At 60.4% G+C, this 18,531-nt stretch carries 13 protein-coding genes; 5 read left to right on the forward strand and 8 right to left on the reverse strand.

The genetic code is table 11. The features are described 5' to 3' along the window. Positions 1-78: 78 nt before the first annotated feature. Positions 79-579 carry a hypothetical protein gene (locus VGL22_RS09420; RefSeq protein ID WP_465266655.1) on the reverse strand — a complete coding sequence of 167 codons (501 nt, stop codon included), beginning with the start codon at positions 577-579 and terminating at the stop codon, positions 79-81. On the opposite strand from VGL22_RS09420, the gene VGL22_RS09425 reads away from it, so the two are divergent. From VGL22_RS09425 to VGL22_RS09435, 3 genes are all read left to right on the forward strand, one after another. Further along, positions 545-2,533 carry a glycoside hydrolase family 44 protein gene (locus VGL22_RS09425; protein ID WP_465266656.1) on the forward strand — a complete coding sequence of 663 codons (1,989 nt, stop codon included), beginning with the start codon at positions 545-547 and terminating at the stop codon, positions 2,531-2,533. The two genes, VGL22_RS09420 and VGL22_RS09425, sit on opposite strands and share 35 nt — an antisense overlap. 164 nt (positions 2,534-2,697) lie before the next feature. Next, complete coding sequence (locus tag VGL22_RS09430; RefSeq protein ID WP_465266657.1) at positions 2,698-3,741, forward strand: galactitol-1-phosphate 5-dehydrogenase; 1,044 nt, start codon at positions 2,698-2,700, stop codon at positions 3,739-3,741. After that, a complete protein-coding gene (locus VGL22_RS09435; RefSeq protein ID WP_465266658.1) occupies positions 3,738-4,532 on the forward strand; it encodes an SDR family NAD(P)-dependent oxidoreductase in 795 nt (264 codons plus the stop codon). Before VGL22_RS09430 ends, VGL22_RS09435 begins: the two co-directional genes overlap by 4 nt. A gap of 22 nt (positions 4,533-4,554) precedes the next feature. On the opposite strand, the gene VGL22_RS09440 is transcribed toward VGL22_RS09435, so the two are convergent. After that, a complete protein-coding gene (locus VGL22_RS09440; RefSeq protein ID WP_465266659.1) occupies positions 4,555-5,862 on the reverse strand; it encodes an MFS transporter in 1,308 nt (435 codons plus the stop codon). A 189-nt stretch (positions 5,863-6,051) separates the two neighbouring features. Here VGL22_RS09440 and VGL22_RS09445 point away from each other — a divergent pair, with 189 nt between their 5' ends. Both VGL22_RS09445 and VGL22_RS09450 read left to right on the forward strand, forming a co-directional pair. Then, positions 6,052-6,987 (forward strand): sugar phosphate isomerase/epimerase family protein, encoded by a 936-nt coding sequence (locus tag VGL22_RS09445; RefSeq protein WP_465266660.1) that lies wholly within the window; start codon positions 6,052-6,054, stop codon positions 6,985-6,987. 50 nt (positions 6,988-7,037) lie between these two features. Next, a complete protein-coding gene (locus tag VGL22_RS09450) occupies positions 7,038-8,309 on the forward strand; it encodes a Gfo/Idh/MocA family protein (protein ID WP_465266661.1) in 1,272 nt (423 codons plus the stop codon). 6 nt (positions 8,310-8,315) lie between these two features. On the opposite strand, the gene VGL22_RS09455 is transcribed toward VGL22_RS09450, so the two are convergent. The 6 genes from VGL22_RS09455 to VGL22_RS09480 all read right to left on the reverse strand — a co-directional run bounded on the left by VGL22_RS09455 (position 8,316) and on the right by VGL22_RS09480 (position 18,512). Next, complete coding sequence (locus VGL22_RS09455; protein ID WP_465266662.1) at positions 8,316-8,858, reverse strand: hypothetical protein; 543 nt, start codon at positions 8,856-8,858, stop codon at positions 8,316-8,318. Further along, positions 8,848-9,894 (reverse strand): YheT family hydrolase, encoded by a 1,047-nt coding sequence (locus tag VGL22_RS09460; protein ID WP_465266663.1) that lies wholly within the window; start codon positions 9,892-9,894, stop codon positions 8,848-8,850. Before VGL22_RS09460 ends, VGL22_RS09455 begins: the two co-directional genes overlap by 11 nt. Before the next feature lie 227 nt (positions 9,895-10,121). Further along, the gene (locus VGL22_RS09465; protein ID WP_465266664.1) at positions 10,122-11,174 is read right to left on the reverse strand and encodes a LacI family DNA-binding transcriptional regulator; all 1,053 of its coding nucleotides are present in this window, start codon (positions 11,172-11,174) and stop codon (positions 10,122-10,124) included. A 248-nt stretch (positions 11,175-11,422) separates the two neighbouring features. Then, on the reverse strand, positions 11,423-12,382 hold the full coding sequence (locus VGL22_RS09470) for a tetratricopeptide repeat protein (RefSeq protein ID WP_465266665.1): 960 nt from the start codon (positions 12,380-12,382) through the stop codon (positions 11,423-11,425). A 147-nt stretch (positions 12,383-12,529) separates the two neighbouring features. Next, entirely contained in the window at positions 12,530-16,360 is a 3,831-nt protein-coding gene (locus VGL22_RS09475) for a TonB-dependent receptor (protein WP_465266666.1), read from the reverse strand. A gap of 442 nt (positions 16,361-16,802) precedes the next feature. Further along, the gene (locus VGL22_RS09480) at positions 16,803-18,512 is read right to left on the reverse strand and encodes a CRTAC1 family protein (protein ID WP_465266667.1); all 1,710 of its coding nucleotides are present in this window, start codon (positions 18,510-18,512) and stop codon (positions 16,803-16,805) included. Positions 18,513-18,531 lie beyond the last annotated feature (19 nt).

Genomic DNA, 18,531 nt, shown 5'->3' on the forward strand with positions numbered 1-18,531 from the left:
ACACTCCCGTTTCGCCTTTTTGGAATTCCGCCAGCGCATCGGCGAATTCAGAATGTAAGATGGTACCGATCTCATAACCTAGTACCTGGCTCGCTCCACGTATCGCTCTTGGGGGAGATTCGTGTCCCGGTGCTGATAGAGGATGCATATCATGTGCTCATTGAGCCGTTTTGCTGCTTTTTTGCTGGTATTGGCCTGCGCCTGCACAGCGGGATGCGGAGGTGGCGGAAGCAGCCAGCAACCGCCTCCGACGCTGGTTACGCCCACGGTGACCGTGACCCCGGGAGCGGCAACCATCACAACTGCACAAGACCTCACAGTCGCCGTGACGGTGAGCGGGAGCTCAGGCCATGCAACGCCGACCGGCTCCGTGACGCTCACGAGCGGCACGTACTCTTCTTCTGCAACGACGCTGAGCAGCGGCGCAGCGAGCATCAAGGTGACGGCGGGAGTTCTGACTGCGGGGACTGCAACACTCAGCGCGAAGTACACGCCCGACACCGCAGGCGCGAGCACGTACAATTCGGCGTCAGGGACGGCGAGCGTGACGGTAAAGACAGCTTCGCCGATCACGTCCATTACAGTGACTCCCAACACGGCCACGATCGGGACGCAGCAGCAGTTCGCGGCCGATGTGAAGGGCACGGGAACGTTCAGCTCCACCGTGACGTGGACCGTAAAGTGCTCTGGGTGCGCAGGGATGAGCGCGGGCACGATCAGCTCGAGCGGGGTTTATGACACGCCCTTTCCAGCGCCGGCGACTGTTGTGGTGACCGCAACGAGCACGCAGGATGCGACTGCGAGCGGGAGCGTGACAGTTACGCTGACGCCGCCCGCGACTTCAGCCGGGCCAGCGCTCACGGTGGACGCGGCGAAGAAGACGCATGCCATCAGCCCATACATCTATGGGATGAACGCGTTCACGCTAAGTTCAGACGCGGAGAAGGCGGTGAATCTGTCGGTGGATCGATGGGGCGGCGATGCGACGTCGCGCTATAACTACAAGCTGGACGTGACGAACTCCGCGAGCGACTGGTATTACGAAAACAACCAGTGGGCGACCGGGCAACAGGATACGAGCGGCTTCAATCAGCAGGTGCAGAACGATCTGGCGGTCGGCGCAAAAACCATGGGTACGGTCCCGGTGCTGGGTTGGATTGCGAAGGACAGCAGGACGTGCAGCTTTACTTCCACAGACTTCCCCAGTCAGGCTGCGTTCGATCCTTACCGGTCCAGTTGCGGAAATGGGGTGTATCCGCAGGGCGTGAACGGATGCACAGACGCGAACGGCTGCGCCATCACCGGGGTCGATCCGACCAAGAACAGTCTGAAGGTGGACTCAAGCTGGAGCTACGACTGGGTGAAGTACCTGGTGGGCAAATTTGGCACCGCCGCAAAGGGTGGCGTAGCCATCTATGACCTGGACAACGAGCCGGCGTGGTGGGATGCCGTGCATCGCGATGTGCACCCATCGCCATCGACTTACGACGAAGTGACCAATAACGGGATCGCGACGGCCGAGCAGATCAAGAACGCGGATTCGACCGCCGAAGTGAGCGGGCCCGTGGTGGACAACTGGTGGAACTACTTCTACTCGAAGAAGGACATGGAGAGCGGGTGGGGCAGCGGGCCGTGCTATTCGCCGTGGAGCAATCCCGTGGATCGCGCCGCCCACGGTGGCGTTCCATTCATCGAGTATTATCTGCAGCAGTTCAAGGCGGCGGAAACGGGTTACGGCGGACGGCTGCTGGACTATCTGGACCTGCACACGTATTTTGCCGGCACGTACAACGGGCAGGGCGTGGGCCTGGCGAGCGTAGGCGACACAGCGGAGCAGAAAATACGCATCAATTCGACGCGCGTGTTCTGGGATCCGACCTATACGGATCCCTACTATCCGCAGCCGAATTACACCACGGATGCGAACTACACGGCAGGTTGCAACACGCCGCTGCAGGCGCCGCAACTGATTCCGATGGCGCAGAAGTGGGTGGCGAACAACTATCCGGGCACGAAGGTTGCCTTCACGGAATACAACTGGGGCGGCCAGGAGAGTATCAGCGGCGCGATTGCGCAGGCGGACGTGCTGGGCATCTTTGGCGAGTACGGGTTAGACCTGGCGACGCTGTGGGGTGCGCCTGATCCGAAGACGCAGTTGCCGGGGCTGATTGCGTTCGAGATGTATCGCAACTATGACGGCAAGAACTCGATGTTCGGCGACACCGCTTTGAACGCGACGAGCGCGGACCAGGGAAAGCTGGCCGTGTATAGCGCCGAGAGGGCGTCCGACGGGGCGCTGACGATTGTGGTTATCAACAAGACCTACGGACCGCTGACGTCGACGCTGGCGCTGGATAATTTCGCGTCTTCGGGGGCTACGGCGCAGGTGTACCAGTACAGCGCGGCCGACTTGACGAAGATTGTTGCGGGGCCGGCGGCCGCGATTACGGCACCAGGCGGGGGCGGGACCACAAGCACAATCGCCGGGAGTTACCCGGCCCAGTCAATTACGTTACTGGTGGTGCCGAAATAGACCAGGCCATGCGCCGGCCTCCGCACCGCGTCCCCGGGGGCAAACGACAGCTGGCCCCGTTCGTGGTTTCCAGGTTTCAGAATCGAGGCCTGGGGCGCCCAGCCCAGAGTGGGTGAGTGCGGTGCGGGCGAACAAGGCTGCGCCGCTGTGACACAATGCGGTGTATGAATGCGCTGGTTCTTTCGGAATATAACCACCTGGAATATCTCGATCATCCGCAGCCTGTAGCCGGGCGGGGCGAACTGCTGGTACGCGTGGCCGCGTGCGGCATATGCGGCAGTGATGTGCATGGATTCGATGGCTCGTCAGGAAGGCGCATTCCGCCGCTCGTGATGGGGCATGAGGCCGCAGGCATGGTGGCGGAGGTCGGGCCGGGGGTGCAGCGGTTCGCGGTGGGCGATCGCGTCACGTTTGATTCGACCATCTATTGCGGCGAGTGCCCCTTCTGCCGGCGCGGCGAGGTAAATCTCTGCGACAGGCGCGAGGTGCTGGGCGTGTCATGTGGCGACTATCGGCGCGACGGGGCGTTTGCGGAGTACGTGCGGGTTCCGGAGCGCATCACGTACAAGCTGCCCGATGCGCTGCCGTTTGAAGAGGCGGCGATGCTGGAGGCTGTCTCCGTGGCGCTGCATGCGGTAGCGGTGAGCGATCTGCGCGGCGGCGAGACAGCGCTGGTGATTGGCGCCGGGATGATCGGGCTGCTGACGCTGCAGGCGGCGCGGGCCGCTGGATGCAGCCGCGTGTTTATCGCCGATGTGGATCCGACCCGGCTGGCGCTGGCCAAGAAGCTCGGGGCCACGGAAACATTGCTTATGTCGGGGAGCGAACTGGTGCGGAAGTGCCAGGATCTGACCGACGGATCGGGGGTGGATGTGGTTCTCGAGGCCGTGGGACGCGACGAAACCGTACAGACCGCGATTGATGCGGTGCGCAAGGGCGGGACCGTGACGCTCATTGGAAACGTGACGCCGGAGGTGCGGCTTCCGCTGCAGAAGGTGGTAAGCCGGCAGTTGCGGCTGCAGGGCACCGCGGCCTCCTGCGGGGAGTATCCGCAGGCCATTGAGATGATCACCAACGGGACCGTGCGGGTGAAGCCGCTGATTACAGCGGTGGCTCCGCTGAGCGAGGGCGCGGAGTGGTTCCGGCGTCTGTATGCGCACGAGCCGGGGCTGATGAAGATTGTGCTGAGCCCGGAGGCCGCGCGATGACGAATGAGCTGTTCGACCTGACTGGACAGGTGGCACTGGTAACCGGGACTAGCCGCGGGCTGGGGCAGTATTTTGCGCGCGCGCTGGCGAAGGCGGGAGCGGACTTGGTTCTTACGAGCCGCAAACGGGAGACGCTCGCGGGACTCGAAGAAGAGATCCGCGGGATGGGTCGGCGGGCTGTGTCGCTGGATTTGGACGTGCGCGACCAGGAGAGTATTCAGCGCATGGCGGCGGAGGCGGCGGAGGCGGTCGGGCAGATACACGTGCTGGTGAACAACGCCGGATGCAACGTGCGTAAACCGGCTCTCGATGTGACCTGGGACGACTGGAACCTGGTACTGGACACGAATCTGCGCGGGAGTTTCTTTGTTGCGCAGGCCATTGCGCGCGGTATGGTGGCGCACGGATATGGGCGGATCATCAATATCGGCTCGGTGACAAGCGTGTTCGGCTATGCGGGATTGGCGCCCTATGGCGCGAGTCGCGGCGGGATTCGGCAGCTCACGATGAGCTTGGCGGACGATTGGAGTCCGCATGGAGTGACGGTGAACTGCCTTGCTCCCGGCTGGTTCAAGACCAGCCAAAATCGCGTGATGTACGAGGATCCGAAGTGGGTGGAGTACCTGGTGGAGCGCATTCCGGCAAAGCGACCGGGAATGCCGAATGACCTGGATGGGGCAATTGTGTTTCTGGCGTCTGAGGCAAGCCGCTACGTGACCGGGCAGACGTTGCTGGTGGACGGCGGGATTTCAGTTGGTCGCACGCGGGCGATGGTGAAGCCGAAGGCCTGATTTTGATTGCGCGTAGGACTCGCTAGGCGGTGATGCTGTCCATGTTGCGCAGGAGAAACAGATAGGCACAGATGCCGATGGCGAGGTAGGATCCCGCGACGATGAAGGCGCCGGTGAAAGAATGGCGGGCGCTGACGAGATAGCCGGTGACGATGGGCGCGGCGATGCCTGAGAGTTGGTTGGAGAAGTTGAGGATTCCACTGACGCGCCCCACACTGGTGCGGGGCGCGATGAGCGATGGGACCGACCAGCCGACGGGTGCGGCTGCGGAGAGGCCACCAATGGAGATGCTGATCCAGGTGATGGCGGCGACCGGCGTGTGCGACCACCCGGCGCCGAGAATGCCGAGACCGCAGGCTGTCCCGAGCACAAGAATGGTCATGCGCACCCGGTTGGCGTTCCAGCCGCGCTGCACGAGGCGATCGACGAGCAGGCCCCCGATGAGCAGGTCTGTCGCTGTGGCGACAAGCCACGGAACGCCGGTATAGAGGAACGAGTGCATCAAGTCAGTGTGCAGCGCGACCGAGAGGTAGCGCGGCAGCCAGGTAAGCAGAAGGTAGAAGACATAGTTGTAAGAGCCGAAGCCGATGGCGAGGCCAATGACCTTGCGCTTGCCGAGCAGAGTACCCAGGGTGAAGACCGGAGTTTCACGCTCATGTGCTTCGTGATCGGCCCGAATGTAACCGAGTTCTTCAGGAGTGAGCCCGCGATCTTCTTCCGGCTCGCGATACATGACGTAGAACAGCGCGAAGTAGGCGAGGCTGATGAAGCCCGTCGCGGCAAAGCTCATGCGCCAGCCGACGCGTAGGAACAGCGCGCCGATGAGCGGAACTCCGATGGCGGAGGCAAATTTTGCCGCGGAATCGAAGAAGCTGGTGGAGAAGCTGCGCTCATGGCGCGGGAACCATGCGCCGACCGCTTTAGCATTGGCGGGGAACGTGGGTGCCTCGCCAACACCGAGCAGGAAACGCGCGCCGAACAGGGCGTTGATGCCGGGAGCCACAGCGCCTGCGAACGATGCCGCGCTCCACACGAGAATGCTGATGCGCCCGACCAACTTGACGCCGAGGCGATCGAGGAAGACGCCGATGGGCAGCTGGCACAACGCGTACGTCCAGTTGTAAGCGCCAAGCAGATACCCGAAGGTGATGTCGGAGATGCCGAAGTCAGAGTGCAGGCCGTTGAAGGATACAGACAGGTTGACGCGATCGAAGTAGTTCACGAGCACGCCGATGCCGAGGAGCATGGCGATGCGCCAGCGGCGGCGCGGAATATCGGGACGCGGTCGGAGTGGTGCGGCGGCAGATTCTGGTGTCGCGTTGCGGGGCATGGACTGGTTTCTCGAACGCTCACCAATTCTGTCACAGGCGCGTGCACATTGGGCAATCAACCGAAAATGGGTGGGCGCCGCGGGGCGAGCGCTTGTCCAATGCGCGTTTCATGTTTTAGAGTTACCAGTCAGTGCGGAGCAGATCACGGGAGGCCTTGAACACGCTTCAAGGTTCGAGAGGAACGAGGGATGGATCGACGTGCTTTTCTTGCAGCAGCTTCTTCCGCGATTGTAGCGGATCTGTTTTTGCCGAGCTTGAGCGGTGCGCAGTCGAGTGAGAGCAAGCTGAAGCCGATGGCGGTGGGGCTGCTGATCAGCCCGTATGGATCGCCGGATGCGACAATCAAGCGCGTGCACGACCTGGGTTTCTCGAATTGCTTTCTTTCCCTCGATGGGTACATCGGGAAGTTCATCCCCGATGCGGCGAAGGAAATCAAGGACCTGCTGGCGAAATATGACGTGGCGGCCACAACAGTTGAGGTGGTTGGGCCGGCACCGCTGGAGTGGAACTTCCTGAAGGGGCCGTCTACGATCGGGCTGGTGCCCCCGTCCATGCGCGCGGCGCGCATCGATGCTCTGCGCCAGACATCTGACTTTGCGAAGCTGCTGGGTCTCAATCAGGTGCAGACGCACTGCGGATTCATTCCTGAGGACCCGGGGGATGCTTTATATCCGGGCACCGTGGAGGCGATCAAGACCGTTGCGCAGCACTGCCATGGCAACGGACAGCACTTTTTAATGGAGACGGGGCAGGAGACGCCAACCACTATGTCGCGCGTGATCCGCGATGTGAATCTGCCGAATCTCGGAGTGGGTCTGGACACCGCGAACCTGATTCTCTACGGAAAAGCTAACCCGGTAGACGCGGTGGACATTCTGGGGCCGCACGTTCGCAGTATTCACGCCAAGGACGGGCGGTGGCCCACGGATCCGAGCAAGTTGGGTGAAGAGGTGCTGATCGGCAAGGGCCTGGTGGATTTCCGTACGGTTTTCGCCAAGCTGCACAAGATCGGCTACGCGGGCGCGGTAACGATTGAGCGCGAGACTTCAGGGCCGCAGCAGGTTGAAGATGTGCGCAACGAGAAGATGTACCTCGAGAACATTCTGCGCGAAGTTGTGGGATGAACGGCACGATTGGCGAAGTTTTGAAAATCTCTAAAAGGAATCCAGTGAAGATGAACCGTCGGCGCTTTCTTCAAACCGGGGCACAGGCGGCCTCGGCGATGCTATTGCTGAAGTCGAAAACTGCGTTCGGATATGAAGCCAATTCAGTGGTGCGGCACGGGCTGCTGGGCTGCGGAAACCGCGGTACTGCGGTGGCAGTGTCGTTCTCGCAGAACACGCAGGCGCAGGTGGTTGCGCTGGCCGATATCTTTGCCGATCAGCTCGACGCGGGCAAGAAGCACTTCGACAAGGTGAATTCCGATCTGGGCCGTGCGGCCATCGATAGCAGGCTGTTGTTCCGGGGTTCGCAGGCGTTTGAGCAGCTTGCCAACTCAAAGGACGTGGACCTGATTCAGATTTCGACGCCGCCGTTTTTCCACGTGCAGCACCTTGGCGCAGCGGTGGCGTCTGGCAAGCATGTGTATTGCGAGAAGCCTGTAGGCATCGATGTACAGCAGGCGAAGCAGGCGCTGGAGATTGCCAAGCGCGTGCAGCCGAGCCAGAGCGTGGATGTGGGATTCCAATGTCGCAATGCGCCCCCCATCGCGGCGATTGCGCAGAAGATCAAGGCGGGCGACCTGGGAAAGGTTGCTACGGTGAGCGGCAACTACAACGCGCCAGCGTCGACCGAGAAGAATCGGCCGGGCGCAGGGAAGGACGAGTACCGGCTACGCAATTGGCTGTGGGATCGCGCCCTCTCGGGCGACATCCTCGTCGAGCAAAACATTCACATTATCGACTTGTGCAACTGGATGGTGGGTGCGCGGCCCTTGAAGGCGACGGCCACAGGCGGACGCAATATCTTGAAGCACTATGGTGACTGCTGGGATAACTACCAGGTGGACTACACGTATCCCGACAATGTGCACTTCTCGTTCGCGTCCACACAGTTTGGAAGTGACGGGGCTTTCGATGCAGGGCTGAAGCTGTTTGGGGAGCAGGGTTCGGCGACAGTTCCCTACTCGGGGCCGATTCAGATTACGGGTGCGCATGCATGGTCGTGGAAGGATTCGCAGGCGACGGCGGCGGGATCAGGGCAGTTCGCTGCGAACGGCAGCTTCGCGGATAACTTAGCGTTCGCTGATCGCGAGAAGGAACGCACGTTCATTGACAGCATCGTTTCAGGCCCCAGACACAATCAGATTGAAGAAGGCGTGCAGACGGCGCTGAGCTGCATGCTGGGACGCATGGCGGGCTTGAAGAAGACCGAGATCACGTGGGAAGAACTGCTGCAGCACGGCGAAAACTACGAGTTGGGGTTCAGCCTGCAGCAGTTCGCGTGACGCTAGCTATGCGTCGGCGCTGGTGATGGTGCGCGCAAGCAGGTTGAGAGCGGACGAAAGCGCTTCAGCCGCGGCTGCGTCTGTGGCGCCGCAGCCGGTTACGTAGAGGGTAATCCCAAGTGCGGTTTGCGCCGGTGTGAGGAAGGCGCTGCGAACAACGAGATCGGCGCGGCACTGGCGCAGCGGAGTTCCGCGAAGCACGACGCAGAGTCTGCTGCACCAGTCGGCGAGGTGGTCAAGGGTGGACCACGCATCCGAGGACGGAATCAGGTCGATGTAGCAGGAGAGTGCGTGCGCCGCGGCTTCGGGCGTCGTTTCGAGTTCATCCGGATCCACGGCCCCGGGGTTCCATATATCGCATTTGGCGGTCCATACGGGCGATGCGTCGGCGTTGAGGGATGTGAGGGTGCCGGCGAGCGCGGGCAGCGTCGATGCTTCAGGCAAGCGCGATGCGCCTTCAGGATGCGCGCGCAGGTCGACGAGGCCGGACCATGCACCATCGATTACGGGCGCCTCCGGAGCGATTTCGAACTCCCAGTCAGCTTCCATGGCTGCGACTGTGTTCGAGCAGGTAACGGATCACCGTGGCCTCAGCCCAGTGGATCTCATCGCCCGGCTGGACACCAAGATAGGCGCAATGGCCGCCGTGGTCTGTCTCAATGAAAGAGATGCTGGGATTGGCGATGATCTTGGCACGGGTCTCAGGCGTGAGGCGGATAAACGGGTCGTCAAGCGCGTGGAGGATAAGGGAAGGGACGGCAATGCGGTCGATGACGCGGGCAGCCGCTGCGCGGTAATAGTAGTCATCGGCGTTTTTAAAGCCGCAATAGCGGGCGACGATCTTGTCGTCGAAGTCGCGCAGGGAGCGCACGGGGCCGATTCCGGTTTTGGTGTAGATGGCGGGGAACAACTCCGCTTTGCGGCGGTAGCGCTTCATGAGGCGGCGGAGAAAATGCCACTCATAAATGCGGTTGGCAGGCTCGTGCAAGGCGTCGGCTCCGGCGGCGAGGTCAACGGCAGGGCAGACGGCGGCGACGCCGCAGAGCGGTTCACGGCGACCCCACTCACCGGCCAGTTTGAGGACAAGATTCCCACCCATGGAGTAGCCGACCAGCCCGACGCGCTGCAGGCCGAAACGCTCGCGGTAATGGTCGACGATCGCACCCACATCGTTGGACAAGGCCGAGTGATAGAGAGTGGGCGTGAGGGCGTCGGTGTCTCCGCAGTTGCGCATGTTCATCCGAACGACGTTGCAGCCGGCATTCCAGGCACGAGCGGCAAGCCCAAGCATATAGCGCGATTCGGAAGAGCCTTCAAGACCATGTACGAGGATGACGGTAAGCCTGAGCCTCAGATCGTGACCGCGATGCCAATGTCCGTAGCACATGACACGGCTGCCATCGGAAGGATCGACCTCGACGGTTTCGGCTGTCGAATCGAGGGTGAAACGCGGGCGCGGCAGATAGTTGCCAACGATGGTTTGCAGGTGACCGTTGGAGAGCCAGCGGCGCGGAGCGAATCCTTGGAGCCACGGAAATAGATCGGATGCCGCCAGAGAGCCGGAATTCAGAGACTGATCAGGCATCGCGGGGGCGGCGGAGGGGGGATTAGAGGAAGACGAAGTCACAGGGATCAAACAAGGCAAAGTGCGCGCCGGACGGTCGCAAAGCGGCTGTATCGAAGACGATGCCCCGGGGATTGCGTCCATCAGGTTCAGACCTCAGGTTACCACAGCAGCGATGCCCATCTTCACCGCGTTGTGGGGAGCGTACGGCGCTCGCTTCCTGTGATTCTTGATGCGACGGCAATCACTCAGCGGCCGTTGCCATACCAGGGGGCTGTGGCCGCGGATTTCAGGTCTTGCAGGGTGCCGGGAGGGAAGCTGGTGGATTCGCGGACAACGAGTTGAGTATCGATTTTGTACTCGCGCTGATGGCTAGTGCCTTCAACGCGCGCGCGCAACGCGGACACGGCGGCGCGCGCCAGTTCCACGCGCGACATTTGGATCGAGGTCAATGGGGGAATCATGATGCGCGCCATGTGAATGTCGTCGAAGCCGATCACCGATAGATCATGCGGTATGCGCAGGCCGGCGCGATAGGCCTTGTGCACCACCCCAAGCGCGGTCATGTCATTGGAGCACATGACAGCGGTGGGCTGACGCGGACCGGCAAGGATCTTCTCCATGGCCGCGATGCCGCCTTCCATGGTGTGGTCGCCGGGAACAATCCAATCATTGTCGAGAGCGATGCCGCATTCCGCAATGGATTTGGTGAAGGCGTGGACACGGGAGTCCGCGGAGTGGAGGCCGGGCGGCCCGGTGACAAAGCCGATCTTTCTGTGTCCCAGCGCTGCTAGGTGCTGCACGCCCTGACGGATTCCGTGGTAGTAGTCGACCTTGAGAAGGCTTATCCCAGGCCGGTCGGGTCCGACGTCGACCAGCACGAGTGGAATGTTGCGCTGAGCTAGCTGCTCAAAGAGCGGCTGCTCGATGCCGAAGGTCATCACGGCGACGCCTTCGACCTTGCGCTCGATCATACGGCGGATGCACTGCTCCATGCGCTTGGGATCGTAGTTGGTGGAGCTGACTAGGATTTCGTAGCGGTTTTCGACGGCTACGTCTTCGAATCCTTGAATGAGTTCAGGGAAGAAGGGGTTAGTAATCTCCGATACGATGAGACCGAGGATTCCGCTGCGGCCGGAGCCTAGGGCACGAGCCTGCGTATTAGGGAAATAGCCAAGCTCCTGGATGGCATCCCAGACCCGCTTGGCAAGTTTGGGATTGACCGTCGGGACGCGGTTCACGGTTCTGGAGACAGTTGCGATCGAGACGTTGGCTCGCTTAGCCACCGTATGGATGTCCATCTGAGATTTCGGTTTCGGCGCACGTCTAGTAACTCGGGGCATCATCCACCGTTTTCATTCAGGGCTGTCCAGAAGGCGTTTACATCATACCGTAACTGCAAGGAAGTTCAAGTATCGTGAACTTTACAGCGCTGCCTTCGCTACAGTACAGGAGGAATGGGAAACGTTTGCTGAAATATGAGATGCGAGTACCGAGTGAAAGAACCACCTTCCGTTCCAGCTTCGGCTTTGGATGTTGACTCTTCAAGCTACCGTTTTGGTGGTGCCGTTGATTGCTGCAGTCGAAGTGGGGCAGCGGCATTTTGTTGTTCGGACATCTTGGAAGCTGTTTCCAGTTCGCGCTGCGAGGCTTCTTTCTGGCCGAGCCGCGCAAGCGTGAGCCCGAGGTAGTAGTGGCACGGGGGGTAGCCAGGGGCGGCATCTACGGCTCGCTCAAGGTACTGCCGGGCATCATCGTAGCGCTTGAGTTTGTAGTTGGTTTCGCCGGCACCTTCCAGAGCGCCCCCGTGGCGCGGATCGCGCTCAAGGGTTTTGCCAAACTGCACGAGCGCATCTTGAAACTGCCCCTGCTTGAGCGCGATATCACCGAGTTCGTAATAGGCTTCAGTCTGCACCGGCTTCAATTCGATGGAACGGGCGAATTCGCTGCGCGCTTTGTCGAACTGCAGAGCGATCTGGTAGATGCGGCCGAGCCCGTAATGGGCGCTGGCATCTTCCGGGCGGAGTTTTAGGTAGGCCTGCATCTCTTCTTCGGCCGGACCGAGTAGGCCGAGGTCCATCTTCACGCGGGCGATTGCGTAGAGCAGGTTAGGATCGTTACCCATGCTTTCCGCGGCGTGCGCGAGCGACTCGTCCGCATCGTGAAAGAGTCGCATTTCATCTTCGAGTATGCCAAGGTCGTAGTAGAGGCGGGGGGACCCAGTCACATGGTCTTTTGCGCGTAGCAGAGTGCGGAGAGCCTCGTCGCGGTTAGCGGCGGCGCGGTACTGAAGGGCGAGCTGCTCGCTAGCCTGAACCTCGCCGGATTGCGCAGCAGTTGACGCCGGATCTTTCGCGAGTACGGCTTCGAACACTTCGCGCGCCTGCTCTGGCTTGCCTGCTCGGAGTAGGGAAAATCCATCGTCTGCACCGGCAGCCGATTGCGAACGCAACACGCCCGGGAGCGCAACGGTCAGCAGGATTGCTGCGAGGATGGGGAGGGTTCGCATACACGAAAACGGGTATGGGCTGATTCTGGCACTTGCAGAATGCCCAGAAAATTCAGGCCAGGCTGACCTGGCCTGAGGAAACCGGAATGAACCGGAAGGTTGGAAAGACCCGGGGCGCGGGTGTTGACCGGCCCCGGAGGAAAAGGGTTAAAACGTGATGCGCCCCGAGATCTGCAGGTTACGCGGACCATAATCTGTAGAGGTCGGAATGCCGAAGTTTCCGCACAGGCCCGACGTGCAGCCTACGTTCGCTGGGTTGGTGTCAGGGTAGGCCTGACGGTGACGGTTGAAGACGTCCGTGGCATCGACCTTGAGGACGAATTTCCATCCTTCTGCGATGTCGATGTTCTTGAGGAGGCTCATGTCTTCCGCCAGGTACAGCGGCCCGGTAACTTCTTCTGTCACGCGCGCAATGCCGGTGCCGAAGACATATGGATCCCACGAGCAGGCCTCGGGACAGTCAGGAGCGACCTTGCGGAGCCACTGCTGACCGGTGGTGGTGTAGCCGACGCGATTCTTGTCGACGAAAGCAGCGTCGGACATAGCCACGCCAGGATCGCTGGTGTTGATGGTTCCGGCCGGGCGATAAGCCGGCTTGAACCAAGTTTCGCCATTGAAGATGTTGGCATGGTTCTTGTTCTTTTTGAAGGTCGGATTAGCAAGACCGCCCTGGCCGCCGGGACCCCGGCTAAAGCGGAAGCAGTTCTGGTAATAGGCAGCGCCGGTTGCGCAGCCAAAGTCGATGGGTTGCCCGCTCTGGTAACGCTGGATGGAGCCGATCTCCCAGCCTCCGACGACGTGATTAAGAAGGCCGTTGTTGTTGAGGAAAGGCTTGCCCTTGCCGAAGGGAAGCTGATACAGGAAGCTGATGGACAGAGTCTGCGGAATGTCCTGGATCGAATACGCTTTCTCCAGGTGAAGATTCGTGGAGCTCTGTGTCTGCGACCGGTAGTTCGACACTGTGAAGGGCAGCGCCGAATCGGCATCGGTGAGGTTCTTCGACCAAGTGTACGACAAAGTCAGGTTGAGTCCCTGATGGAAGTGACGGTTGAGCGATGCGGTCATGGCGTTGTACGACGAGTGGCCTACATTCTCAAGGCAGCAATCGCCGGCGATGTAGTCGTACTGCGGGAAAGGACGGAGCGATTGCCCAAGCGCGCCGGCAAAACCGCTGTACGGCGCCTGGTAGGTATCGCCATCAACCACGACAGATCCGCCCGGAGTGTTGATGCGGTTTTTCGAACTCCAAAGGTGATCGCCGAGCGAGAAGTACTGGTCACTGATGTTATTGGAATTGGTCAGGTACCCGGAGTGGAGGTTCTGCGACGCCTGTCCGATGTAACCCACGGTGAAGATCAGGTCGTGGGCGATCTCGTCCTGAAGTTGCAGACCCCAGCCATAGGTGGTTGAGGGACGTCCCATCTCCGGCGTGATCACTTCGCCGCCAACAGGATTGAAAACGCCGGTGGGCCCATTCAGCTGCGTGGGGTCCGTGTTGGGGGCAAAGTAGTCTGCGGTCCAGAGGTTATAGCCCGAATCAAGATCGAACGCCGGAGTAAAGCCGGCGGCCGTACCCGGACCCGTGTTGGTGGAACCGACACTGCGGTATTGGCTGTAGCCGAGTTGCATGGAACTGCCGAAGTCAGAGTACTGCAACGGGCCATAGATGATGGAACCGCTGCCGCGCAGAACAGCCTTCCCATCGGTGTGAGGAAGCACGTACGCGAAACCAACGCGTGGCGAAAGATCCTTTTTCCAGGTCTCCGCCCACCGGGCGTTGCAGTGGCAGTTGCTGCCGAATACCAGCGCACCCGGGAGGTTGTCGGCCGGGGCATCGGGAGCGGTGAAGCTGAATGCCGAAGTGTTGTTGTGATGTTCTGCGCGCGGGATATCGATGTCATAGCGAAATCCGAGGTTTAAGGTCAGGCTAGGAGTGACCTTGTAATCGTCCTGGAAAAACCCGGCCATGTACCAGGAGTTCCACTGCGGATTGCTGTTGTAGACGGTCTGGCTGGCATAGTCGACCTGACCGAGCAGCATGCTGGCGAGGCTGTTACCGCTGACGTCCTGGGCGCCATTGACAGCCGCCATGTCGGTTTGGCTGCGCTGGAAGCTCAGGTAAGGGATGTTCTCTTGGATGACGCTGTACTGCTGATAGCGCCAGTCGACACCGAACTTGAAGCTGTGGCGTCCCTTGCTCCAGCTGATGCTGTCGTTGGCACGAAGGCCGTTGTCGATGTTGTCGCCGTTGTTGCCAAGGCCCCAGCTCGAGTAGGCGTCGTATCCATCGAAGCCGACCGATGGGAAGGCATCCGAGAAGAAGCCAGGCAGACCGAGCGTGGTGGTGTTGACCGGCTGGCCGATCTGCTTCGAGAAGTTTTTGCTGTTGGTGCGGTTGTATCCGACGTTGAAGTGATTCAACATGTTCGGCGTGATGGTGTGATCCCAGCCGCCGCGAATGTAGTGGGTCTGGAAATCTTGTGGGTAGGTGTTATTGACGTACGGTTCAGGGAGCGAGGGCGATCCGTAGCGGAAGTTGTCGCGCGAGCTGTAAGAGAAGAACACCTTGTTGGAGTCGTTGATCGACTCGTCGATACGCACTGTAAAGGTGGTGTTCTCGTTGGTCCCGGTGCCGGTCTGCACGTAGTTATTGGCGAAGCCGTGGATGCTCGTCGAAGTCGGCGCCTGGTTTGGATCGGGCAGGCCAGCCAGCATGGCTTTTGCGGAGTCGCGGATACCAGAAGGAAGAACGTTGTTGTTGTAGGCCACGGTGCGACAAGGGGTGCCGTCAGGAGATGTTTTGACTGACGAAGGGTCGAATATCTGGTTCTGCAGGGGATACTCTCCCGTGCAGGGATTCACGCCTGCGGATTTGTTGGTGGCGCCCAGAATGGCCGAAAAATCGCCGTTCTTTTCGTCCGCGGTGGGAACGGTGGAGATGCTGGTATTGCCGTAGTTGAACTTGAACTGCTCCCAGGCGAAGAAGAAGAAGGTCTTATCCCGGCCGTTGTAGAGCATACGGCTCGGATGGATTGGATTCAACATGCGCAGCGGGCCACCAAGGGTGCCGCCGTAGTCGAACTTGCTGTCCTGACCTTTGAGGAAGCCGCGGCAGTTCGAGGTGGTGGTTAAGCGATCGCCGGTGCATGCGTCGTAGGCCCAATAAGCGTTGTTGTACCAGGTGTTGGCGTCGAAGGCGGCGTTCTTGATGATGCCGAAGGCCGTGCCGTGATAACCATTGGTGCCGGACTTGGTGGCGAAGCTCTCAAAGCCCGCTGTGCTGCGGCCGAACTCGGCGGACGGGCCGGAGGTGGTGACCTTGAACTCCTGCAGAGCTTCAATGGAAGGCGAGGTTTCGTCAAAGGAAGAGCCGTTTTCGCTGCGGGTGATGCTGGAACCATCGAGCATCACCTCAGTGCCGAAGTTTTGGCCGCCGCCGAGGCGAGCAAAGAAGACGCCGTTGCCGGTGATGGAACTGGGCGACTGGACGGATCCCGCGCCCGGGCCCGTCGTGCCCGGCACGAGAAAGGCGAACGTCTCAGGCGAGCGGAGGCCGCTTACGCCGTTGGCCATGGACAGAGGCAGATCGTTGATCTGCTGTTGAGAGATAGTGCCGCTAATGTCAGAGGACTGAGATTCGACGCTGGGAGCACTGGCGTCTACGGTAACGGACTCGGAGACCGTACCGGGGTTAAGCGTGACGTTCAAAACCGAGGTGGAGTTGATGGTGATTAGCACACCGGAATTGTTGACCGCGCTGAATCCGGTCATGGTTACGGCAATGTCGTAGCGTCCGAGGGCGAGTTCGGGGAACCGGTAGGTTCCGGCAGTGGTGGAGACGGTTTCGTACTTTACCTGCGTCTCAAGCTGCGTGGCAACGATTTTCGCGCCCGGGATGACCGCGCCGGTAGGATCTGTGACGGTTCCGGCGAGGGAGCCTCGGGTGGACTGGGCCCAGCCACAGAGGGAAATCGCCAAGACTGCGAAGGCCCAAAGGCACACTCGCCAGCCTGATTTTGGAATTTGGAACATACTGCCTCCTGATGAAGGTTGCCAAGGTCTTGGCTGCGTGGAAAGTAAATGTTTTCTCGCGCGCCGCTAAAAACTTCCTGTTCTGAGGAACGGCAGGAATTGTAGGCCGGGCAATATACGGCTGTCAAGTAAGCGTTTTCCAAGGCTGGTTGCCCCTTGCAAAGCCTGCCCCACACGGGGAGCTCGAGCCATGTTTTCTCCGCTCAGGCGATAGGTGTTTGTTGTGGACGAGGGCCCATTGGAACTCTGCGAGAAGCGATCCAGGTTCGCGTGCCAGAAATGATCGCAATGAAGAACTTAGGGGAAGCGATTCCTCTCACAAAAAGCATTTACTAAATCGGCTTAGTTAAACGTTTACATTGGCGCATCGGGTAGGAAGCAATCTCGACTATTGCGGCTCTTCCACTAGGAGGGTCTGATCGCCTGAGACGTTACTGAGCAACTGCGAGCGTCCGCTGGGCCACTGAATGTCGATGGAGTCGGCGTGAGTGGCCGAACCCAGGCCGAAATGCGCGCGCGGATCGCTGGAAGACAGATATCCGCTGCTGGTGGTGACCGTCACCCACTGCGATTGGCCCCCAGCGGTCACTTTGATGACCGCTCCGATGCCGTCCCGGTTGCTGGCGTGACCTACAAGCTTGAGGGTGATCCAGTGGCCGGTATCGGCGGTTTCGTTGTGGAGGACGTGGGCAGGTCCGCCGTTGGTGCTGACAACGGCGTCGATGCGGCCGTCGTTGTCGATATCTCCTATGGCCATTCCCCGCCCCACCCAGGCTTGGTGAAAGACCTCGCCAGACATGGCGGAAATATCCTTGAATCCTCTGCCGGTGTTGCGCAGGAGCATCATTGGCTCTCGATAGTGGAGTTGCGGGTAGCTCTTCTCCACCGTGTCGAGGTCGTGGCCCTGAGCAATCAGCAGATCTTTGCGGCCATCATTGTCGTAGTCGAGGAAGCGCAGGCTCCACCCGGAGTGCATGAGGGTCATGGCAGCCACGTCCGTCGAATAGCTGGCGTAGTCGAAGGTGCCATCATGCGCGTTGTGGTACAGCGCATACTTCTGGTTGGCGAGATCGGTCACGACGGCATCCGGGAACCCGTCGTTGTCGTAATCTGCAAAATCGACGCCCATGCCGGCAAATGTGCGGCCGTCGCCGTCGACGGCAACGCCGCTCTCGAGGCCCACCTCTTCGTAGGTGCCGTCCTTCTTCTGGTGAAACAGAAACTCCGGCATGGAATCGTTGGCGACGAAGATATCAGGGCGGCCATCGCGATCGAAGTCGGCCACCGCGATACCGAGGGCCTTGGCTGGCCGATCGAGGCCAAGTTTCTTTGCGATCTCAGTGAAATGGCCGTGACCGTCATTGTGGTAGACCAGCATGGTGATGGGCTGGAATACGTCGGGATGGCAGTAGCCGCGATTGTCGGGCTGACCGCAGAACTTGTCATCCCAGTCCCAGGTCACGTATCGATCGACCACAAGATCGAGGAGACCATCGCGGTCGAGGTCAACCCAGGCCGCACTGCTGGACCATCCGCCGCCCCCCACGCCGGCGGTAGTGGTCACATCCGTGAAGGTGCAGTTGCCGTTGTTGTGGTACAGGTGATTGCTCCCGTAGCCGGTGACGTAGACGTCCTCGTAGCCGTCGTTGTCGTAGTCGGCAATGGCCACGCCCATGCCATAGCCCACGCCTTGAAGGCCGGCCTTTTCGGTGATGTCCTCGAACGTGCCGTCTTTCTTCTGGTGATAAAGCCGGTTCCAGTACTCCGGGCCGGTCTTCTGGGGGATGGTCCCGGGGGGAGTTGGGTCGGGGTAGGGCGCCCCGTTCACGAGGAAGATGTCGAGGCGGCCGTCGTTGTCGCAGTCGAACAGGCCCACACCGGAACCCATGGTCTCGATCAGATATTTACGAGAGGTGTGCGGCGCCTGGTGCTGGAAATGGATGCCCAGTTTATCGCTGATCTCAACGAATTTCCCTGCTGTGCCGGCGATGGGCGCGACTGGCGCGGAGGCTTTGGTCTGGGCAATGGCGGGGAACGCGAGGAAGAGGCTCAGGGTGATTTCAGTGGGGAGGTATATCGCAATGCGGCGACGTTTCACTTGGAGGAAGGTGCTCCTT

Source organism: Occallatibacter sp., assembly GCF_036502485.1.
Taxonomy (GTDB): Bacteria; Acidobacteriota; Terriglobia; order Terriglobales; family Acidobacteriaceae; genus Telmatobacter.